At 42.8% G+C, this 20,662-nt stretch carries 20 protein-coding genes; 12 read left to right on the top strand and 8 right to left on the bottom strand.

Features of this window, described 5'->3' with window-relative positions; translation table 11 throughout:
• Positions 1-240 precede the first annotated feature (240 nt).
• The 11 genes from AACQ81_RS15685 (at position 241) to AACQ81_RS15735 (ending at position 10,831) form a co-directional block, all read left to right on the top strand.
• Positions 241-1,020, top strand: a complete 780-nt coding sequence (locus AACQ81_RS15685; protein WP_237387869.1) for an AraC family transcriptional regulator — start codon at positions 241-243, stop codon at positions 1,018-1,020.
• A gap of 147 nt (positions 1,021-1,167) precedes the next feature.
• Positions 1,168-2,307 carry a 4-phosphoerythronate dehydrogenase PdxB gene (pdxB, locus tag AACQ81_RS15690; protein WP_237387870.1) on the top strand — a complete coding sequence of 380 codons (1,140 nt, stop codon included), beginning with the start codon at positions 1,168-1,170 and terminating at the stop codon, positions 2,305-2,307.
• A 59-nt stretch (positions 2,308-2,366) separates the two neighbouring features.
• Positions 2,367-3,377 carry an aspartate-semialdehyde dehydrogenase gene (locus AACQ81_RS15695; RefSeq protein ID WP_237387871.1) on the top strand — a complete coding sequence of 337 codons (1,011 nt, stop codon included), beginning with the start codon at positions 2,367-2,369 and terminating at the stop codon, positions 3,375-3,377.
• The gene (truA, locus tag AACQ81_RS15700; protein ID WP_237387872.1) at positions 3,377-4,222 is read left to right on the top strand and encodes a tRNA pseudouridine(38-40) synthase TruA; all 846 of its coding nucleotides are present in this window, start codon (positions 3,377-3,379) and stop codon (positions 4,220-4,222) included. The genes AACQ81_RS15695 and truA overlap by 1 nt, the downstream gene beginning before the upstream one ends.
• Positions 4,223-4,281: 59 nt before the next feature.
• On the top strand, positions 4,282-4,971 hold the full coding sequence (locus AACQ81_RS15705; RefSeq protein WP_237387873.1) for a DedA family protein: 690 nt from the start codon (positions 4,282-4,284) through the stop codon (positions 4,969-4,971).
• Between the two features lie 113 nt (positions 4,972-5,084).
• A complete protein-coding gene (gene accD / locus AACQ81_RS15710; protein WP_237387874.1) occupies positions 5,085-6,032 on the top strand; it encodes an acetyl-CoA carboxylase, carboxyltransferase subunit beta in 948 nt (315 codons plus the stop codon).
• The gene (gene folC, locus AACQ81_RS15715) at positions 6,025-7,323 is read left to right on the top strand and encodes a bifunctional tetrahydrofolate synthase/dihydrofolate synthase (RefSeq protein WP_237387875.1); all 1,299 of its coding nucleotides are present in this window, start codon (positions 6,025-6,027) and stop codon (positions 7,321-7,323) included. Before accD ends, folC begins: the two co-directional genes overlap by 8 nt.
• Positions 7,313-8,011 carry a cell division protein DedD gene (gene dedD, locus AACQ81_RS15720; protein ID WP_237387876.1) on the top strand — a complete coding sequence of 233 codons (699 nt, stop codon included), beginning with the start codon at positions 7,313-7,315 and terminating at the stop codon, positions 8,009-8,011. Before folC ends, dedD begins: the two co-directional genes overlap by 11 nt.
• Before the next feature lie 150 nt (positions 8,012-8,161).
• Positions 8,162-8,650 (top strand): colicin V production protein, encoded by a 489-nt coding sequence (gene cvpA / locus AACQ81_RS15725; RefSeq protein ID WP_237387877.1) that lies wholly within the window; start codon positions 8,162-8,164, stop codon positions 8,648-8,650.
• A gap of 33 nt (positions 8,651-8,683) precedes the next feature.
• Complete coding sequence (gene purF / locus AACQ81_RS15730) at positions 8,684-10,201, top strand: amidophosphoribosyltransferase (protein WP_237387878.1); 1,518 nt, start codon at positions 8,684-8,686, stop codon at positions 10,199-10,201.
• Positions 10,202-10,246: 45 nt separating this feature from the next.
• A complete protein-coding gene (locus tag AACQ81_RS15735) occupies positions 10,247-10,831 on the top strand; it encodes a UbiX family flavin prenyltransferase (RefSeq protein ID WP_237387879.1) in 585 nt (194 codons plus the stop codon).
• A 91-nt stretch (positions 10,832-10,922) separates the two neighbouring features.
• On the opposite strand, the gene AACQ81_RS15740 is transcribed toward AACQ81_RS15735, so the two are convergent.
• A complete protein-coding gene (locus AACQ81_RS15740) occupies positions 10,923-11,843 on the bottom strand; it encodes a TIGR01777 family oxidoreductase (RefSeq protein ID WP_237387880.1) in 921 nt (306 codons plus the stop codon).
• Positions 11,844-11,992: 149 nt separating this feature from the next.
• On the bottom strand, positions 11,993-12,613 hold the full coding sequence (locus AACQ81_RS15745) for a glutathione binding-like protein (protein WP_237387881.1): 621 nt from the start codon (positions 12,611-12,613) through the stop codon (positions 11,993-11,995).
• 191 nt (positions 12,614-12,804) lie between these two features.
• Between AACQ81_RS15745 and yfcD the strand changes: the two genes are divergently transcribed.
• Positions 12,805-13,335: an NUDIX hydrolase YfcD gene (gene yfcD / locus AACQ81_RS15750; protein ID WP_237387882.1), complete on the top strand. Its 531-nt coding sequence runs from the start codon at positions 12,805-12,807 to the stop codon at positions 13,333-13,335.
• 300 nt (positions 13,336-13,635) lie between these two features.
• Here the strand turns inward: yfcD and AACQ81_RS15755 are convergent, their stop codons facing one another.
• Genes AACQ81_RS15755 through AACQ81_RS15780 form a run of 6 tightly spaced genes read right to left on the bottom strand, consistent with a single transcriptional unit; the run spans position 13,636 to position 20,281 of the window.
• Positions 13,636-14,553, bottom strand: a complete 918-nt coding sequence (locus AACQ81_RS15755) for a DUF6282 family protein (protein WP_237387883.1) — start codon at positions 14,551-14,553, stop codon at positions 13,636-13,638.
• Positions 14,550-15,215: an RraA family protein gene (locus AACQ81_RS15760; protein WP_237387884.1), complete on the bottom strand. Its 666-nt coding sequence runs from the start codon at positions 15,213-15,215 to the stop codon at positions 14,550-14,552. Before AACQ81_RS15760 ends, AACQ81_RS15755 begins: the two co-directional genes overlap by 4 nt.
• Positions 15,215-17,395 carry an isocitrate/isopropylmalate dehydrogenase family protein gene (locus AACQ81_RS15765; RefSeq protein WP_237387885.1) on the bottom strand — a complete coding sequence of 727 codons (2,181 nt, stop codon included), beginning with the start codon at positions 17,393-17,395 and terminating at the stop codon, positions 15,215-15,217. Before AACQ81_RS15765 ends, AACQ81_RS15760 begins: the two co-directional genes overlap by 1 nt.
• 5 nt (positions 17,396-17,400) lie before the next feature.
• Positions 17,401-18,135 carry a hypothetical protein gene (locus AACQ81_RS15770; protein ID WP_237387886.1) on the bottom strand — a complete coding sequence of 245 codons (735 nt, stop codon included), beginning with the start codon at positions 18,133-18,135 and terminating at the stop codon, positions 17,401-17,403.
• Complete coding sequence (locus AACQ81_RS15775) at positions 18,132-19,070, bottom strand: 3-hydroxy-3-methylglutaryl-CoA lyase (RefSeq protein WP_237387887.1); 939 nt, start codon at positions 19,068-19,070, stop codon at positions 18,132-18,134. Before AACQ81_RS15775 ends, AACQ81_RS15770 begins: the two co-directional genes overlap by 4 nt.
• An 11-nt stretch (positions 19,071-19,081) precedes the next feature.
• On the bottom strand, positions 19,082-20,281 hold the full coding sequence (locus AACQ81_RS15780; RefSeq protein ID WP_237387888.1) for a multidrug effflux MFS transporter: 1,200 nt from the start codon (positions 20,279-20,281) through the stop codon (positions 19,082-19,084).
• Positions 20,282-20,662 lie beyond the last annotated feature (381 nt).

Genomic DNA, 20,662 nt, shown 5'->3' on the forward strand with positions numbered 1-20,662 from the left:
AATTTCCAGCTATCATCTGTTAACATTAGTCTTGGCATTTGGGGTAATTGTTTTGATTTTTGGCGAAACCATTATAACAGCCCCATTTGCTGCTTGCTTTTTATACCAAAAAGATCAACACGCTCTAGTTTAGCAATGACCGATTTATTATATATACCGATAATCAGACAACAGATGTGGTAATTAGGACAAGATGCTTTTTCTTGATTATCGTATGCAATAAAGGTTTCAGGAGTAGAAATGATCGAACAGATGGTAGCGAATCAAGCTGTGTTTCAGCCGATAATACCGGATATACTCTCTTTTCGTGATGAAACACTGAATGCAGAGACGGAATGTAGGTTACATACCCATCCTTTTGGGCAATTAATTTATGTGGTTTGTGGCGTAATGGAAACGCAGGTGGGGAAGCAGCGGTTTCTTGCCCCGCCGGAGTTTTGTATCTGGATACCAAAAAATATTGCGCATTCAAGTTATAACCGGAAAGCATTGCGATTTTGGATCATTGACATATCTCCTCAGTGGACTGATACCTTACCCCAACAACCCTGCATTATTCGTCTGAACAGTATATTCAGTGCCATTATGGTGGATTTTTTTGAGCGGAAGCTCCTCCAGCCTGAAACAGAAAAAGATAAGCGCCTTGCCCAAATATTAATTGATCAATTGGAGATATCACCAAAGCAGTGTACTTATTTGCCTTCTTCAAAAGACAAGTTACTAGGGCCAATATTGCAGTTACTGGAACGTAACCCCGCAGATAATACTTCCTTATCGGAATGGGCAAAAAAACGGTATACCTCAGAGAGAACATTATCACGGCGTTGCCGACAGCAATTGGGGATGTCATTTGGCGAATGGCGTCAGCGATTACGTTTCCTGCACGCCATTTCTTTATTGGAGCAGGGTAAAAATGTTTATGAAATCGCGTTTGATGTGGGTTATAGCTCACCATCGGCTTTTATTGCTATGTTTCAGCAGCTTGCGGGTACAACGCCGGAGCGTTTCAGGAAAGGGTGAGCAGAAAATAGGAAAAGTCCCAGCAAATTTTATCCCTGCATCTTTCGGGTTGCAGTCAACAAAGCTGTAACTCGAAATCCATTAGGGTATATGAAGATAAAGTGGCAAAATAGCAGGTCACGCCCATTTAGCCGTTGGATGAGAAAAGTGAAAATTTTAGTTGATGAAAATATGCCTTATGCTGAACAACTTTTTCAGCAATTGGGTGAAGTACAGGCAATTCCGGGTCGTCCAGTACCTGCGGAGGTTTTGGAACATGCGGATGCCTTTATGGTGCGTTCGGTCACTAAAGTCAATGAATCCTTGTTGCAGGGCAGTTCCGTGAGATTCGTGGGGACTGCCACTGCGGGTATGGATCATGTTGATCAGCAATGGTTGTCACAGGCGGGAATTGGTTTTTCTGCTGCGCCGGGATGTAATGCGATTGCTGTGGTTGAATATGTGTTTTCTGCACTGGTGCTGTTGGCTGAGCAAGATCAGTTTCAACTGAAAGATAAAACGGTCGGTATTGTTGGGGTTGGCAATGTCGGAGGGCGTTTGGCAGATAGGCTGACGGCTTTGGGCGTGAAAACTTTGCTGTGTGATCCTCCCCGGGCTGATCGTGGCGATGAAGGTGAATTTTGGCCGCTGGAAAAATTGGTAAAAGAAGCGGATATTCTGACTTTCCATACACCTCTTAATCAATCAGGTGCTTACCAAACCTATCATTTGGCAGATGCAGAGTTACTTTCTGCATTGCCAGACAACCGAATTTTAATTAATGCCAGTCGTGGTGAAGTGGTTGATAATCAAGCGTTACTTTCCCTGTTGCAAAGTGGGAAAAAATTGCGTGTGGTACTTGATGTTTGGGAACCAGAGCCTAACCTTTCACTACCTCTGCTGGCTTTAGTTGATATTGGTACGCCTCATATTGCAGGTTATACCTTGGAAGGCAAGGCTCGGGGTACAACTCAGGTGTTTGAAGCTTATAGTGAGTTTTTGGGACAACCCCGTCAGGCGGAATTGGCTGATCTGTTGCCTGAGCCTGATTTCAGCCAGATAATCCTACAGAGTGAAGTGACACAAAGCGTTCTGAAGCGTTTGATACATTTAGTGTATGATGTGCGCCGTGATGATGCACCTTTACGTCAGGTGGCGGATCAGGAGGGCGCTTTTGACCAGCTACGCAAACATTATCCTGAACGTCGGGAATGGTCTTCCCTGACAATGCATTGTGATTCAGCGGAAAGTGCTCAACTACTATCCAAACTTGGGTTTAATGCAAAATTGAGTTTAACCCTAAAATGATTTAATACAGGCAGGGGGTTCCTGCCTGTCAGCAAAATGAAGAAGTGGAGAAAACCAACATGTCTGAAGGTTGGAATATTGCGCTCTTGGGTGCAACGGGCGCAGTAGGCGGAGCGATATTCGCGTTATTGCAGGAGCGCCAATTTCCGGTTGGTGAACTGCATCTTCTTGCCAGTGAGCAAAGTGTTGGAAAAATCCAACGTTTTAACGGCAAAAACATCACTGTTCGTGATGCTGAAGAATTTGACTGGTCACAAGTACAACTCGCATTTTTTGCCGCGACGATGGAAGTCACGGCACAACACATTGAAAGGGCAACAGAAGCCGGTTGTCTGGTTATCGACAGCAGTGGTTTGTTTGCAGCAGAGACGGATGTGCCTCTGGTTGTTCCGGGTGTTAACCCGCATGCGCTGGCTGAGTATCGTAACCGTAACATCGTTGCGGTGGCAGATAGCTCAACCAGCCAAGTTTTGACTGCCATCAAGCCATTGATCGATGTGGCTGGTATTGCGCGTTTACATCTGACTAATATCCTGCCGGTTTCCGTGCACGGGAAGGCTGCTATCAATGAATTGGCGGGGCAGAGTGCGCGGTTATTGAATGGCATCCCACCGGATGAAGGCCGTTTCAGCAAACAATTGGCATTCAATTTATTGCCTTTATTGCCTGATGTTGAAGGGGCTGTATATGAAGAGCGCCGCATTGTAGATCAAGTCCGTAGAATATTGCAGGACGAAGGTTTGCCAGTTTCTGTAAGTTGTGTTCAGTCTTCCGTCTTCTATGGCATTGCACAGATGGTAAGTTTGGAAACATTGCGTCCGGTTGGTATGGAAGAAGCGCGTGGCGAATTTGAACGTATTGAAGATATTCAGGTTTCAGAAGAGGGCGATTATCCAACTCAAGTAACCGATGCTTCAGGGCAAGATGGCTTAAGCATTGGTTGTCTGCGCAATGATTATGGTATGCCAGAAATGCTACAGTTCTGGTCAGTTGCCGATAATATCCGTTTTGGTGGCGCACTGATGGCGGTTGAAACCGCAGAAAAACTGGTGCAGGAGCAATTTTACTGATGTCTGATACAGAGCTGAGTCAGTCTGTGCCAGAGGCAAAGAAAGTGAAAATTGCACTGGGGATTGAATATGATGGCAGCCGATATTATGGTTGGCAGCGTCAGCAAGAAGTGAAAAGCGTACAGGAATGTTTGGAAAAGGCTTTATCGAAAGTAGCGAATGAGCCTATTGCAGTCTTCTGTGCCGGCAGAACGGATGCGGGGGTACACGCAACCGGGCAGGTTGTGCATTTTGAAACTTCGGCACAACGTAAAGATGCAGCATGGACAATGGGGGTTAATACCCATTTGCCGCCGGATATTGCCGTGCGCTGGATTAAAACGGTCGATGATGAGTTTCATGCCCGTTTCAGTGCAACAGCTCGTCGTTATCGCTATGTGATTTTCAACCATCGCTATCGTCCGGCAGTACTGGCAAAGGGGGTTACGCATTTTCACTATCCATTGGATGAGAAAAAAATGCATGCAGCCGCACAAAGCTTATTGGGAGAAAATGACTTTACATCTTTCAGAGCGGTGCAATGCCAGTCCAACTCACCGTGGCGCAATATGATGCACATTAATGTCAGCCGACACGGGCATTATATTGTCGTGGATCTTAAGGCGAATGCCTTTGTTCATCACATGGTACGTAATATTGTTGGCAGCTTGCTGGAGATTGGTTGTGGTAATCAGAATATCGGATGGATGGCTGAGCTGTTGTCACTGAAAGACAGAACAAAAGCGGCGGCAACTGCCAAAGCTGAAGGTCTGTATTTAGTGGCGGTAGATTATCCCGCGCATTTTGGTTTATCTGAACCTACTATGGGGCCACTATTTCTGGAAAATGATTTAGTTTCTGGCTAATGATTTAATCTGACAGTTTCAAAATGTGACAGGGATGTTCGGGCATAACGAGGAATATTATGGAGTTTTTAACTCATTTTGTTGATTTTGCTAAATTCATTGTCGATTTTATTTTACATATCGATGCTCATTTAGCTGAGTTGGTTGCCAACTATGGTGATTGGGTATATGGAATTTTATTCCTGATTATCTTCTGTGAAACAGGGCTGGTAGTTACCCCGTTTTTGCCGGGAGATTCCCTGCTGTTTGTGGCTGGTGCGATATCTGCGTTAGATTCAAATGATCTCAATGTGCATATTATGGTCGCCTTAATGATTACTGCTGCCATAATTGGTGATGCGATAAACTATACCATCGGGCGAATTTTTGGTGAAAAACTATTTGCCAACCCGAATTCAAAAATATTCCGCCGCAGTTATTTAGACAAGACTCATGAGTTTTATGAAAAACACGGTGGAAAAGCCATAATTTTGGCGCGGTTTGTGCCAATTATTAGAACATTTGCGCCGTTCGTCGCAGGAATGGGAAAAATGTCTTATCGTCATTTTGCTGCTTACAATATAATCGGTGCCTTTATCTGGGTGCTATTATTCACTTATGCTGGTTATTTATTCGGTGATATGCCAGTGATACAGCAGAATCTGAAACTATTGATTGTTGCAATTATCTTTATTTCTATTCTGCCCGGCATCATAGAAATTTGGCGTCATCGTCGCGCGGCGTCAAAAAAAGCAGTAGATAGTAAATAGGTAACTGTTAACAGGTTTGAACAGTTTTTTATCCACCCTGCAATAGCATTGTGGTTTAATGATACGTAAAACAAAAGCTGGCATCAGCCAGATTCAGACGGAAAGGTTCATTAATGAGCTGGATTGAAAAGATTCTAAATAAAAGCAAAATAATGCAAACTCGTAAGGCCAGTATACCTGAAGGAGTTTGGACAAAATGCGATAGTTGTAGTCAGGTACTTTATCGTGCTGAATTAGAGCGTAATCTTGAAGTGTGTCCGAAATGTGACCACCATATGCGCATTTCAGCCCGCCAGAGACTGGCTACATTTTTGGATGAAGGCACCGGCACGGAATTAGGCAGTGAGCTGGAACCTAAAGATATTTTGAAGTTCCGCGATATCAAAAAGTACAAAGATCGTCTGGTTGCAGCTCAGAAGCAGACACAGGAAAAAGATGCACTGATCGTGATGAAAGGTGCGTTGCATGAAATGCCTGTTGTAGCGGGTGCATTTGAGTTTAGCTTTATGGGTGGTTCAATGGGTTCTGTCGTTGGAGCACGTTTTGTTCGTGCGGTTGAACAGGCTCTGGAAGATAACTGCCCGTTTGTCTGTTTTGCTTCCAGTGGTGGCGCGCGTATGCAGGAAGCCCTGATGTCACTGATGCAGATGGCAAAAACCAGTGCTGCGTTGGCAAAAATGCAAGATCGGGGCCTGCCTTATATTTGTATCTTGACTAACCCAACAATGGGTGGTGTAACGGCAAGTATGGGGATGCTCGGTGATATTAATATCGCTGAACCTAAGGCATTGATTGGTTTTGCCGGTCCTCGCGTAATCGAGCAGACAGTTCGTGAAAAATTGCCGGAAGGTTTCCAGCGCAGTGAATTCCTGCTGGAAAAAGGCGCTATTGACATGATCGTACGCCGTCCTGAAATGCGTGAAAAAGTTGCCAGCCTGATTGCAATGTTGACACACCAACCACAGCCAGGCACAAAAGCGGAGCCAACAGTAGAAGTCGTTGTTGAGCCTGCTGATGTCGAAACTGATATAAACATCAACACTAATAAAGAAGATGTCTGATACTTTGCAAACTCCTCAAGCCACGTCGCCATTGATGACGTGGCTTTCCTATCTGGAAAACCTGCATACCAAAGCCATTGATATGGGGCTTGAGCGCGTGGGCAAGCTCGGTAAACAATTAGGTTTGCTGAATCCAGCGCCAAAAGTCATCACGGTGTCAGGTACCAATGGCAAGGGGACAACTTGCCATACCCTTGAATCCATTTTTCTGGCCGCAGGGCTTAAAGTTGGCGTATATAGCTCTCCGCATTTAGTACGCTATACCGAAAGAGTCCGTATTCAGGGCAGGGAACCGGCAGGGCAGGATTTCTGCCGTGTATTTGCGGAAATAGAAGCCCGGCGTGGTGATATTTCACTGACCTATTTTGAATATGGCACGCTGGCGGCCTTACAGCTTTTTAAGGAAGCGGACCTCGATGTCGTGATTTTGGAGGTTGGTCTGGGTGGGCGCCTGGATGCGACCAACATTGTAGATGCAGATATTGCCGCAATCACCAGCATTGCACTGGATCATACAGATTGGCTTGGTGCTGATCGTGAGCACATAGGTCGTGAAAAAGCAGGTATTTTCCGCCGTGGACGATTTGCGGTAGTGGGCGAGCCAGATATGCCACATTCGATTGCTGAAGTCGCTGATGAATTGGGCGCGAAGCTCTTTCGTCGTGGCGTTGACTGGCAATTCTCGCAGGAGATAAATAGCTGGAACTGGTTAACCAATGATCAGCAATTCAATGAGCTACCTTTACCTAATTTACCGTTGGCAAATGCCTCGACAGCAATGGGGGTAATTCATTGCTTGTTACAGGAAGACGATAAAGTCAGCCGAGCCATTGATGAGAAAGCAATCCACGCAGGATTGAAAAACGCTCAGTTACCCGGACGTTTCCAAATTATCAGAGAAAATCCACTGGTTATTCTGGATGTCGCACATAATCCCCATGCCGCGGGGTATTTAGTACAGAAACTGGCAGAGTTGCCCCGTTCGTCAAACCGTAAAATTCGTGGTGTGGTTGGTATGCTGTCAGACAAAGATATTGCCGGTACACTGGCTTGCCTTTCTCAACAAATTGACGAGTGGTACTGCGCATCACTGTATGAATTGCGGGGGGCAGAAGCTGAGGTATTAGCCGGGCACCTTGCACACCCACGGACATTTGCAGAAGTGGGGAAAGCATGGCAGCAGGCAATGGAAGATGCATCAGAGCAAGATGTCATTGTCGTCTGTGGTTCTTTCCATACCGTTGCTCATGTTATGGAGGCTCTGGAGGAGGAAAAGGGACGTGGCAAGTAAATTTCAAAATCGCTTGGTTGGAGCAGTCGTTCTGGTAGCATTGGGCGTGATTGTATTGCCCATGATATTTGATGGTGATAAGAAATATAACGAAGACCAGTTTGCTTCTATCCCATTGGTGCCGAAACTCGGAGACGAAGAGAATATTGATTCGATTCCACCGCTGCCACAGAATATGCCGTCCACACCACCGGAGGGCGCAGCGGAAGCAATGCAAATACAAGAACAGCAGCAACAGTTAGATGCAGAAATACTTTCTGACTCTTTATCTTCAGAGACAGCGCCGATGACACCGCCTCCTGTGGCTATCCCGCAAGAGCGTAAAGGGACGGTGAACGCTGAGCCACCGGTTCAGCAGAAAGTAGAAACCAAACCACAGCCTAAACCTGAACCGCGTCCTGAAAACAAACCAGAAATTAAGCCGAAGCCAGTAGAGAAGGCCCCGCTGGCAATGGCCTATGTTGTTCAGCTTGGCGCATTGAAAAATGCGGACAAAGTGAACGAAATAGTGGCAAGGCTACGTCTTTCGGGGCATCAGATATACACAATTCCTTCTTCTCCAGTTCAGGGGCAGCTGACACGGATTTATGTAGGTCCCAATGTGTCAAGGCAGAAACTTGAATCTATTTTGTCCGAATTAAAGGAGTTAACGGGATTACAGGGGCAAATAAAGAATTACCAGCCATAATCGGATTGGAATGCCACGGGGAGCGAAAAGCTTCCCGTAAAGATACAATAAATTATTTTTAATAGATTGATAAATCTACTACGCAAACGTTTTCGTTTTCTGTTAGAATGCGCCCGACTTGAATGCCGGGAGCCTATTTTAGGTTAAAATATGGTCTGGATTGATTATACAATTATTGCCATCATTGGTTTTTCGGCACTGGTTAGCCTGATCCGTGGTTTTGTTCGCGAAGCGCTTTCCTTAGTAACCTGGGGATGTGCTTTCTTTGTTGCAAGCCACTTCTATACTTACTTGGCGGAATATTTCACCCGCCTTGAAGACGATCTGGTGCGTAATGGAGTAGCGATTGCTATTTTGTTTATTGCAACGCTGATTGTCGGCGCGGTAGTAAACTATGTAATTGGTTCACTTGTACAGCGAACTGGCCTGTCAGGTACTGATCGGGTTCTTGGGATCTGTTTTGGGGCATTGCGAGGTGTATTGATTGTGTCTGCCATTTTGTTTGTTGCAGATTCTTTCACGCCACTTCCTAATAGTCAGGATTGGCAACAATCACAGCTAATCCCACAGTTCAGTCAAATTATCAGGTGGTTTTTTGACTACCTGCAAAACGCGTCGAGTTTCCTGCCGGAGAGATAACGCCTCTCCGCTTGGCTGATGAGGAAAGACTACATGTGCGGTATTGTCGGTATCGTCGGTTTTACACCGGCCAACCAGTCGATTTATGATGCATTGACGGTGCTTCAGCACCGTGGGCAAGATGCGGCAGGCATTGCGACTATTGATAGTAACAATGAATTCCGTTTACGCAAGGCCAATGGTTTGGTCAAAGATGTGTTTGAAACACGGCATATGTTGCGTTTACAGGGAACAATCGGGATCGGTCATGTCCGTTATCCAACAGCGGGCAGTTCGAGTGCATCAGAAGCGCAACCTTTTTATGTTAACTCTCCTTTTGGTATCACGCTGGCACATAACGGTAATCTGACAAACGCACATGAATTGAAAAAAATGCTGTTTGAAAATGCCCGCCGTCATGTCAATACCACCTCAGATTCTGAAATCCTGTTGAATATCTTTGCTAACGAATTAAGTCAGTTCCCGCATTTTCCGATAGGGCCTGACGATATTTTCGCGGCAGTAGCGGAAATGCACAGAAAGATCCGTGGTGCATATGCTTGCGTTGCCATGATTATCGGGCATGGATTGGTCGCTTTTCGTGATCCGCATGGCATCCGGCCTCTGGTATTGGGGAAACGTACACTGAAAGATGGTCGCAATGAATATATGGTGGCATCGGAAAGTGTGGCATTAGATACATTAGGCTTCGAATTTCTGCGTGACGTAGCTTCAGGTGAAGCAATTTATATCACTGAGAATGGGCAGTTATTTACCCGCCAGTGTGCGGAAAATCCTTCCTTAACGCCTTGTATTTTCGAGTTTGTCTACTTTGCCCGTCCTGATTCCTTTATTGACAAGGTTTCGGTATATAACGCACGGTTGCGCATGGGTAAGAAACTGGGTGAAAAAATTGCCCGTGAATGGGAAGACTTGCATATTGACGTTGTTATCCCCGTGCCGGAAACATCGTGTGACGTTGCGCTGGAAATCGCTCATATTCTGGATAAACCTTACCGTCAGGGATTTGTCAAAAATCGTTACGTAGGACGCACTTTTATCATGCCCGGTCAGCAGGAGAGACGTAAATCCGTTCGTCGGAAGCTGAATGCCAATCGTGCCGAATTCCGTGGTAAAAATATCTTGTTGGTAGATGATTCCATCGTGCGCGGGACAACCTCAGAGCAGATTGTAGAACTGGCTCGTGAAGCCGGTGCCAAGAAAGTTTACTTTGCCTCGGCAGCTCCGGAAGTTCGTTTCCCTAATGTCTATGGCATTGATATGCCGAATGCCAATGAACTGATTGCTCACGGTCGGGAAGTGGATGAAATTCGCCAGCTCATTGGTGCTGATGCATTGATATATCAAGACCTACAAGATCTTATTCAAGCGGTACGGGAAGAAAACCCGGATATCGAAAAATTCGAATGCTCTGTATTTGATGGTATCTATGTAACGAAAGACATTGACCAGATTTACTTGGATTATCTGGAAACATTGCGAAAAGATGATGCCACTAAAGTCCTCGGACAGAACGAAATTGAGGATCTGGAAATATATAATGAAGGATAATATCGTTATTATCACTCAGTTATACCCAGAACTTCAGAGGAAAAAATGAAAAAATTGATTGTCGGGCTGACCGGAGCAAGTGGTGCGATTTATGGTGTCAGGCTACTGCAAGTTTTGCAGCCAGTAGAAGGCATTGAAACGCATTTGGTGATCAGCCAATCGGCTCGGCAGACATTGGCATTGGAGACAGACTATACCTTACGGGATGTACAGGCTTTGGCCGATTCAGTACATGATAACCGGGACATAGCCGCATCCATTTCCTCAGGATCATTTAAAACATTGGGCATGGTTATCTTGCCTTGTTCCATCAAAACTCTATCGGGCATTGTGCATAGTTATACCGATGGCTTAATTACCCGTGCTGCTGATGTTGTCTTGAAAGAAGGCCGCAAATTGGTATTGGGGGTGAGGGAAACTCCCCTTCATTTGGGCCACTTAAGGTTAATGACGCAGGCGGCTGAAATCGGGGCGGTGGTTATGCCCCCTGTTCCCGCATTTTATCATCGTCCTGAGAGTATTCAGGACATCATCGACCAGACTGTTAATCGTGTGCTTGATCAGTTCGATATCGATCTACCAGAGGATCTATTCAAGCGTTGGCAGGGTGCTAAACCTACAGGAATATGACCTGATAGAATTTCAAGTTGCAGCTTTAGCTTTAATAGCTGCAACTTGAAAGATAAGCCAGAAAGTTGAACGTGTGATTCAGATTTAGTTCTCAAATTTGGTTGGCGTTAGTTTCTGCTTTTAATATATCTTGCAAGGCTTCTTCTAACCGGAAATAACGGAAGCCGAATCCTGCCTCTTCCAGCCTCTTGGGTATGGCTTGTTGCCCACCTAAAACTAAGGTCGCGGCTTCCCCCATCATCGCTTTTAACATAAATTCAGGGACACGAACGAAAGCAGGGCGATGCAATACACTCGCCAGTATGGCGCTGAATTGATCATTATGGATGGGATAAGGTGATGTTATATTGAAGGGACCATCTAACTCAGGTGAGACCAGCAGGTAATAGATAGCATTGACCATATCCTCAATGTGTATCCACGGCATATATTGTTTACCATGACCGATTGCACCACCTAATCCCAAGCGAAACATTGGCAGCATTTTTTGCAGTGCGCCGCCTTTTTTCGCCAGCACAATACCTGTGCGTAGCAGGCATACACGGGTTTTATCACTTTTCGCCTGCAAAGCAAGCTGCTCCCAGCGTGCACAAAGTTGATGGGAAAATTCATCGTGCGGCTGATCATTTTCGGTAACAACTGATTGCCCCTGATCACCATAATAACCAACAGCTGAACCAGAAATAAAGACAGACGGAGGAGATTCACTGTTGTTGATCAATGAACTCAGCTGTTCAGTGATCTGCCAGCGACTTTGACAGACTCTTTCTTTTTGCTTAGAAGTCCAACGCTTATTGACGATAGGTTCGCCAGCAAGATTAATCACAGCATCAAAACTATTCAGATCGTGTCGGTCATTTAACGTTGTCCAACATTCAACGAGATCGGAAAACAGAGCGTACACTTTTTGTGGTGAACGACTCAGAATGGTGATGGAATGGGAGAGAGAAAGTAGCTGACAGGTCAAGCGATGACCAATCAACCCCGTTCCTCCCGTAATTAAGATACGCATAGCCACCCCCTGTGACAAAAATAGATAGCCAATATGACTATAGCAGGGGATGACTTAAGTGACAGCGAAATATGCTGCTATCTGTAATCAATATCAAGTTTTACGGTGAAAAATTTTGTCATTAAGTGAATTTTTTGCATAGATTACATTTAAGCGTCATTGTAAGCAGCTAGTGTAGCAGGCCGCTGCTTGATTTTATCAAGCCACTTTTCGACGGCGGGGTAATTTCCTATATTAATTTTCTGGTGCTCATGACATTTCGCCCATGGATAAGTAGCAATATCTGCGATGCTGTATTCGCTTCCTCCCAAATAGGGCGTTTTTTCCAGTTGAGTATTCAACACATTATATAAACGTTGTGACTCTTCCATATAGCGTTTAATCGCGTAAGGTACGACTTCAGGGGCGTAGCGATTGAAATGGTGATTTTGCCCGAGCATTGGGCCAAATCCCGCAACTTGCCAAAACAGCCATTGTAATTGTTCTGTATGTTCCCGGGGATTCTTGCTTAAAAGCTGGCCTGTTTTATTTGCCAGATAAAGTAAAATGGCACCGGATTCAAAGACAGAAATGGCTTTTCCACCATCTTCGGGTTGATGATCGACAATAGCGGGGATCTTGTTATTGGGGGCAATGGCAAGAAATTCAGATTTAAATTGTTCGCCTGTACTGATATTGATGGGGTGGATAGTGTAAGGTAGGCCGACTTCTTCAAGAAATAGCGTAATTTTATAGCCGTTGGGAGTGGGAGCATAATACAGATCTATCATATAACCTCCAGTAATAATAACTCACTGTTAAATATAACTATGTTACATTACCACTGTTTATCCGTAAGATGTTATAAGTTTCTTGTATCAGTGTTACTGATTTTGTTTTATTAAGTTATGATTTTTAGGCCTCGTCAACTGAGGCATACAGTAAAAACTGGCATGCAAATCGTTTATTAAAGGTTTTTAGGATGGAGCAAGAAAAATCAGTAAGTATTGAGTGGGTTGATATCGTCAATGAAAATAATGAAGTGATTGCACAGGCAACCCGCCAACAAATGAGAGCGCAAAACCTGAGACATCGTGCTACTTACATTGTTGTGCATGATAGTATGGGCAAAATTTTAGTCCAGAATCGTACAGAAACGAAAGACTTTTACCCGGGTAAATTAGACGCAACGGCAGGTGGTGTCGTAATAGCGGGAGAAAATATGCTCGATGCTGCTCGTCGGGAAGCAGAAGAAGAACTGGGGATTGCCGGAGTTCCCTTTGCCGAGCATGGTGTTTTTTACTATGAAGAGAGCACTTGCCGGACATGGGGAGGGTTGTTCAGTTGTGTCAGTCATGGGCCGTTTGCACTACAGGAAGAAGAAGTCACGGCTGTTTATTGGTTAACACCGGAAGAAATTACCGCCCGTTGTGATGAATTTACACCGGATTCACTTAAAGCTCTTGCCTTATGGTTAGCTCGCAATAATCAGACACTATTGCCTGAAGATTGAAAGTTTTTATCCTATAACTATGCCTTTCATTTTTTGAGTTGTAGTTTTGTTGTCTGCACACTCACTCACCCCCGGTCACATAGTCAGCTATGCTTCCGGGGATTAATGAAAGACTCCTGCCTTTCACCGGAGGCCAGCCTTTGGCTGGGCAAATTCGTTCCCGACGAATTTGTCATTCCCTTGCCGTTGTGCTGCATCTTAGAACCTATAGAGTATGATCGGTTTTTTACTATTAATTCCAATAAGATATTAAGAAGTTAAGGATGATAAATGAACAGTTGTTTGCCATGAAAAGTCCGACTAAGCACAGTAGATTCCCGAAAGTTCAGATGTAGTTTTGTTTGGAGCTAACATATACAGTGGATTAAGCAAGGTAATATCCCGAATACGAACACCACTCAATCCAGCGGATCTAAACCAACACTCACTATCACTCAGCCACTGTTCAACATCAGGCTGAACGGGCTGTCCAAGGTCAGAACTGTAGACAACATTATTCACTTCTGATAATACTTCAAAAAAATCCTCAGTTGTCTGATAACCAAGATAAACGGTTAATGCTGTCTGCTCCACGTAAAGCCAGTCGTGTTTACCTAATGCTTTAAGGTCTTTTGCTTTTAATCTGGTCATAGGGCTGGCAGGTTGGTTTAGCATGAACTTACATCCCCCCTCAGCGGTAATAGCATCAATGAGTTGCATAACTTCATAACTTGAAGCATGGCCGGATGACAGAACAACATTATGTTGCTGTGCAAAACGAATTAACTCATGGATTTCGTGATGCAACTGCCCATTGCTATCAACAACAGACAAAGGTTGCTGAGCTAAAGTCTTCGCAGAAGCATTTGCCCAAGCACGTTTCATTACACTTTTATGCTCTGTCGGAACAATGGTTGGCAGATGAACCAACAACCGTGGAGCATGATGGAACTGATATTGGCTCAGTGACTGAATAATGGGGTTAATCGCCAGCCCTCCAGCCGCAGAGTTCAATACTACCGAGCCAAAAACCGGAAGTTCTTTTTCTTGTGCCAGTGACGACAAAGCTGCAACACTCCCCAAGTGGTTTTTAAGTACCACTCCACCACCTTGTCGAGAGTATTCCCTCCCTGCTTCAAGTACATTGTACCGTCGAATATAACTATCGGGGCGAGCATGATAATGTACATCAAGAAAACGAAGTTTTTTCTCCCAGTATTCTATAAACAACTGATTCATAATACAGGTTTCCAAGGTACGGCATACCCCAGTTTTTCACGGGCGGTAACTAGATCTTCTCCGTTAGTTATAGCTTCAATAATAGCCTGTTCAGTTTTATCAACATTTCCTGCACGCTCAATAACCGTAAGCAAATGCTGCTTTGGAATCACTAGCGCACCATTATCGTCCGCAAAAACCCAGTCTTCTGGCGATACCTCTACACCACCAATATTCAGAGTGCACTGTGTTGCAGCTATCTGGGTTCGATTCTTTCCTGATACCATATAAATCCCAGTTGAGAATAAGGGATATGCTAATCTGCGAACTTCAGACAAGTCTCTGACTGATCCATAAATGATAGAACCTGCAATTCCTTTTTGTATCGCTTTAAAAGTTAATATATTGCCCCAACTTGTACAATCAATACGACCCTGATTATCAACTACAATTATAGATCCAGTAGGGACTTCATCAATATAGTTTCCAGCATTCAGAAAATTACCTTGTTCGGGAATGATGGGTTCATAGCGTACAGTAAATGCGGGGCCTGCTATTTTAGTTCCGGCATTACGGGGCACAATTCCAGCCAACCCAGCAGAAATATATAAACTATCCATTGCATCTGATATGGCAGCACTATCAAGCTGCATTAAATGCGCTTTGATTTGTTCAAATTGCATTACATTTCCTCTTTTTTGGATGCACGTGCGCACAGGACACTCCAGGCGGCATATTCAGGTATAGATTGTTTCAGTAGCAGCTTATTGCATGGAAAATCCATAGCATGTTGCTGCCCTTCATTATCTATGGTTGTCAGAGTCATCTGTCCAATCATCTCTTCACCAGATAAAAATTCACTGATAGATGGAAAAGTGGTTATATTCACTAAAAGAGATTTTGATAAGGGATTGATTGGGAGTTTTTTGTATAGCGCTGTGTGTAGATATGTACTTAATTCATCGTCATCTGTATGCCAGTCAATACGATATTGTTCACTGAGTTTTTCCAGAGCAGTCATCTGGCAATTGCTGACCAATTTGCCTTCAAACATAGATTCAAAATCAGCTATTTTCTGTGTGGAAAGAGGAAAATCAGCCGGAGTAAGAATTTGTACTATTACATAAGGTGCTTTCCATAAATAATGAATATTGCATTCGATGCCATTAAAGAATTTGTCCACCATCACACCTACTTTACTTTCACTAATGCTGATTAGCGTCCAGTGGTAGCTATGTTCCTTCATATTGGTTACCGGAGAAACAGGGTGCTTTTCTGACAACATTAACCGCATCTGGGATGGTGAACCTGATAATAAAACTATTTTGCTACCATCAACATTAAGGCTGAAACCAGATGCTGTGCCTGTCATATTAGGAATAACTTCTGTATTGGGCGGCATCATGGCTTGGCGTTGATTTGAAGGATCGCAATATACCCCCAGTTTTTCCAATTGCTTCTGTATTTCCACCCAGACGTTGTCGCGTATTTCCAAAGGATTGCCAGTTATTCTCACTATCGCTTCGCGGGTTTTATCATCTGCTGTCGGGCCAAGACCACCACATACGACGATGAGAGCATCCTGCCCTAATCGGCGAATCACCGAAGTAGCGATTTGGTTAATATCATCAGCACAAACCTGATGTTGTTTCACTTTATATCCCTGAACCGTGAGATATTTACTAATCTCCTGAAGATTTGTATTAGGGCATTTACCATTTAGTAGTTCATCACCAACAGTAATAATTGACGCAGAATAGTTAGTATGTTTTTTATTTAAAGTACTAATAATAGCCTGTGCCATCTGTTGAGTTGTTGCACTTCCTCCCAGATCATAAGTAACCGTTCGCCCTTCACGTATTACATTATCTACCGCATGGTTAATCTGTTGCGCTTCATCAATAAAGCCTAGGTGTTCCAATAATAATGCTATTGTGTAAAACATCGCTGCCGGATTGGCTTTATTTTTCCCTGCCATGCTAGGTGCGCTGCCGTGTACAGGTTCAAAATAGGCAATATCACAGCCAATATTAGCGCTAGGTGCTAAACCAAGTCCGCCCATAACACCAGCTGCCAAATCAGACAAAATATCACCAAACATATTCTCAGCAACAATGACACCAAATTCATGAGGTTTTTTTACCAGCCATAAAGCCACGGCATCCACATTGTGGATATCTGCTTTTATCTCAGGGTAACGTGCAGCAATAGTATCGAAAATACCTTTTGCAAAATGCCCGCTTTCCCGCATTACATTTGGTTTATCAGCAAATGTTACACGGATATAGTTATTTTGCTTTGCATATTCAAATGCAGTGATAAACAAGCGTTCCAAACCAAAACGAGTTTGTAAACGAACTGACCATACAGCCTCATCAGGGCCATATTTATCTATATTTGGATGCTGTAACCAGATCGCAGTAGTAGCAGTAATTCCTCTGAAATCGAACCCCGCATAGAGTCCTTCGGTGTTTTCCCTGATAACACAACAGCGAAAAGGTTTACGATCCCCTTCCACATAACGAACTGGCCGGATATTTGCGTATAATCCCAAGTGCTGACGTAATTGGATAACCGGTGACACATAATTTCCCGCTTTTTCACGCAGATGTACTGGCAACGCTTGTAACGCTTCTTCTTTACCTTTGCTGGTAATAGAACCGAGTAACACGGCATCTACAGAGGCTATTTTTCTCCAAGTACTTGCAGGTACTGGATTACCTTCTTTTTCCCAACATGTCCAACCGATATCTCCCATTGTTAATGTCACAGGAAGGTTTAGAGCTTGAAAAATGGGGAGGGCAGCATCGCATACCTCCTGACCAATGCCATCTCCGGGTAAAACAAGAATTTTTTTATTCATAAGATTCAGAGCCAATTATTAATTATATTGTTAGTAAATACAGGATTATCTTCCCAAAGCCGCATTCCTGCTCCCTCCACGATAATAAAACAGTGTGTAGGATGAGTGCGGACTACCTGATTACTTACTGTAGCCAACTGTGAACATCCGCCAATTATGCTTAGAAATTTTCCTTTGTATTTACATAATGTTGTCCTGGCATCCAGTTGTAGCAGTAGTGAGAATCCTGTCAGCATGCGCTTTCGGGCAGTACTTCTTAAATGGTCAGGTATAGAGGGTATTTGGGCATGTGGCATCCCATCTTCAGGAACAACAAAGTCATATAACAATGAAATTGCTTCATCCAATTGATTTTTGTTCAGGAGATCTATTAATTGTTTTAGCTTATTGGCCAGTAATGAATCGGTATATCCAGGGCCACTGATTGAGATTACCCCCATGAGTTTTTTCAGACGTGGTGCAAGCAACTGCACTAACGTACCGGACATCGCAAACCCGACAAGTAGATAAGGTTGGGTGAAACGCCGGTTGAGTTCAGACTCAATAGTATTTATGGCATGTTCAGGTTCAATTGAGTTTATTAAGGCTAGTGTATCGATAATAGACACCTGATATCCCATTTTCTGTAACAACGAGAATAATGGAGTACAGAAATCTCCATGATCCCAAAGTGGCATCACAGGTGCGAGAATGACCGCTTCAGGATTGGGATACATTGTATTATTATTGTTCTGTGTCATGTCGTTGCTTCTTGTAGAGATTTTATGATACGGAACACATGGTTAACACCGAGTGGTAACCCTTCTTCAAGAGTAGTTTTGTTATCTACATTTAGGTTGTATATGCCCATCAATATGTCTATAAGATTGTGTTTGGCAGCAATGAAAGAATGGTGGGATTGGAAATCATCGAGTTGGGTGAGTATTTGTCCAAGATCATATTGCTTGTTATTCTGGCTGAAGTTAAGAAATGATAGCCAGCTTTCTATATTGAGATTACCTGCTCCTTTTCCTATTCCTAACAAAGAACTATCAATGAAATGAGCGCCTGCTTTTATTGCTTCAATGCTGTTTGCCATAGCAAGGCTCAAGTTATCGTGAGGATGGAATCCCACTGGTAATTGTGTGGTGGCCTTTAATTTATAAACCAATTTTGATACTTGTTCAGGGAACAAACTACCGTTTGAATCTGCCAAGTAAATAATATTAGCACCGGCTTGTTCACATTGTTTGGTAACTTCAATAATTTTACTGATAGAAAGCTGACTCACTCGTGTAAAGTTAATACTCACTGCCATTCCGATAGCTCGAGCAGTCTCGCATAATTTCAAACATAGCTGTGGGTCATCAGCCTTGATACATAATCTAAGCAAACTAATGCCGTTTTCTTTCAGCGCGAGGATATCATCAGAATTGATATTGTGTGAGTGAGCAATAATAACCAATCTTGCTTCAGGAACGGCTTTATGAATATTCTGAATATAGCTATCAGGTGATAAACCTGCCAAGCCAATATTAGGTATAGGTTTAAAAGAGCCGTTACGATAACCAATTTCGATCCACTCTATTCTACTTTTGACTAATGCCTTAACATGTCTTATGGCATATTCTGTTGTAAAGTTAAAATTATTTAGATATCCACCATCACGTAGTGTAACATCAATATTATTGACCATTTAATTTATTCCTATTTAGTTTCTATGATTACTTTTTTATTCTGGTATCCAATCAGATAAATAACGCTACCGATGAGTGAAAAAGTTGCGATGATAATCGCGACGGTTTTAGGTTCATGGTGGGATAGATAACCAATAAATAATGATGTTATTGCTGCACTTCCTAATTGCAAAGTACCCATTACACCTGAAGCTGTTCCAGCTAATTGGTTATGAGTGGCAATAGCTGATGCTGTACCCAATGGCAGTAAAAAACCATTTCCGAAGGTTAATACTGATATTGTTAACATAGATGAAAATAAGGGATCAGGATTAAATAACATCTGTATAGCGAATGAAAGTCCTCCAATGGTAAATAAGATATAACCATATAAAATGGTATTTTCTATTCCTTTTTTATGCGTTAATTTTTTAGCGATAAGGTTGCCAGATACATAACTAAGAGAAAGAAGAATATAGGTATAGCCAACATACTTTTCTGGTAATCCCATAATAGTAAGAATAAATGGTGATTCTACTAAATAGGAAAAATAGGTCGCATAAGCAAAGCAAGGTATAGCAGAATAATAAAGAAATTTCCTATTTACCAATACATAATAAATGTTAGTGGCGACACTTTTTGGATTGAGTTTTTGCCGCTTTTCTGGGGGTAGAGATTCTTCCAATACTAACACACATAGTATAAGTGTGGCTGTTATAAATAAGGTAAGAAACAGGAAACAAGCTTTCCAACCATAGAGTTCAGTTAATACACCGCCAATCATTGGCGCTATAGCGGGAGACATGCCCACGAAAGGAAAGATGATGAGGTATAAATGGGCAGCTTCTTCTTTTTTCATTAAATCATTAATAATGGCGCGGCCTAATGTAATACCCGCACAAGCACCTAAGCCCTGAAATAAGCGTAATATTAATAACTCACTGATATATGTACTATAAAAAATACCAACAGTTGAAATCAACCATATTATCATACCAGAAATAAGTACTTTTTTTCTCCCAAGACAATCACTTAATGGCCCGTAAATCAGTTGAGAGAAGGCTATTCCAAATAAAAAAATGGCTATTGCGCTTTGTATATTAGATTTGTTAACATGATAATAATCACCCATTTCACTTAGGGCAGGTAGGAAAATATCAGTCGAAATCAATCCCCCCATGGACAAAAAAGTAACTAAAACGATAAATAAAAATGAAGGTTTTCTGTTCATTATTAATTAACCAATTTTATAAAAGATGATTTTTTAAAACAAGAGTTTATTCATAACTATATGAATAATTATAAAATCCCTTGTTTATGGTTTGGTGAAAATTGCAATTTCTATTATTAACAATAATTGTTATTAGGTAAGATATATGAATTTGTGTAAACTCAAGCTAAACGATATAGTGTTTATTTTTAATTAAGTGTTTTTATTGCATAATAAATGAAAGTATTGTTTATCATTGAAGAAAATGAATGAGTCTTGGATTCGCATCATAAGTGCAATTTCTAAGAAAGGCGGTCAGTTGCTATAGTAGGCATCTTTCTCGCCAAAGGAAAATGCACTATGGCCTATACACAACTGACCGAAACAGAAAGATATCAGATT

The sequence above is a fragment of the Xenorhabdus sp. Sc-CR9 genome (assembly GCF_963897815.1).
Lineage (GTDB): Bacteria > Pseudomonadota > Gammaproteobacteria > Enterobacterales > Enterobacteriaceae > Xenorhabdus.

Bases quoted from the DNA above. Each gene is read 5' to 3' on its own strand.
- AACQ81_RS15685 (WP_237387869.1), top strand. From the start codon at position 241: ATGATCGAACAGATGGTAGCGAATCAAGCTGTGTTTCAGCCGATAATA.
- AACQ81_RS15695 (WP_237387871.1), top strand. From the start codon at position 2,367: ATGTCTGAAGGTTGGAATATTGCGCTCTTGGGTGCAACGGGCGCAGTA.
- truA (WP_237387872.1), top strand. From the start codon at position 3,377: ATGTCTGATACAGAGCTGAGTCAGTCTGTGCCAGAGGCAAAGAAAGTG.
- AACQ81_RS15705 (WP_237387873.1), top strand. From the start codon at position 4,282: ATGGAGTTTTTAACTCATTTTGTTGATTTTGCTAAATTCATTGTCGAT.
- accD (WP_237387874.1), top strand. From the start codon at position 5,085: ATGAGCTGGATTGAAAAGATTCTAAATAAAAGCAAAATAATGCAAACT.
- folC (WP_237387875.1), top strand. From the start codon at position 6,025: ATGTCTGATACTTTGCAAACTCCTCAAGCCACGTCGCCATTGATGACG.
- cvpA (WP_237387877.1), top strand. From the start codon at position 8,162: ATGGTCTGGATTGATTATACAATTATTGCCATCATTGGTTTTTCGGCA.
- purF (WP_237387878.1), top strand. From the start codon at position 8,684: ATGTGCGGTATTGTCGGTATCGTCGGTTTTACACCGGCCAACCAGTCG.
- AACQ81_RS15735 (WP_237387879.1), top strand. From the start codon at position 10,247: ATGAAAAAATTGATTGTCGGGCTGACCGGAGCAAGTGGTGCGATTTAT.
- AACQ81_RS15740 (WP_237387880.1), bottom strand. From the start codon at position 11,843: ATGCGTATCTTAATTACGGGAGGAACGGGGTTGATTGGTCATCGCTTG.
- AACQ81_RS15745 (WP_237387881.1), bottom strand. From the start codon at position 12,613: ATGATAGATCTGTATTATGCTCCCACTCCCAACGGCTATAAAATTACG.
- yfcD (WP_237387882.1), top strand. From the start codon at position 12,805: ATGGAGCAAGAAAAATCAGTAAGTATTGAGTGGGTTGATATCGTCAAT.
- AACQ81_RS15755 (WP_237387883.1), bottom strand. From the start codon at position 14,553: ATGAATCAGTTGTTTATAGAATACTGGGAGAAAAAACTTCGTTTTCTT.
- AACQ81_RS15760 (WP_237387884.1), bottom strand. From the start codon at position 15,215: ATGCAATTTGAACAAATCAAAGCGCATTTAATGCAGCTTGATAGTGCT.
- AACQ81_RS15765 (WP_237387885.1), bottom strand. From the start codon at position 17,395: ATGAATAAAAAAATTCTTGTTTTACCCGGAGATGGCATTGGTCAGGAG.
- AACQ81_RS15770 (WP_237387886.1), bottom strand. From the start codon at position 18,135: ATGACACAGAACAATAATAATACAATGTATCCCAATCCTGAAGCGGTC.
- AACQ81_RS15775 (WP_237387887.1), bottom strand. From the start codon at position 19,070: ATGGTCAATAATATTGATGTTACACTACGTGATGGTGGATATCTAAAT.
- AACQ81_RS15780 (WP_237387888.1), bottom strand. From the start codon at position 20,281: ATGAACAGAAAACCTTCATTTTTATTTATCGTTTTAGTTACTTTTTTG.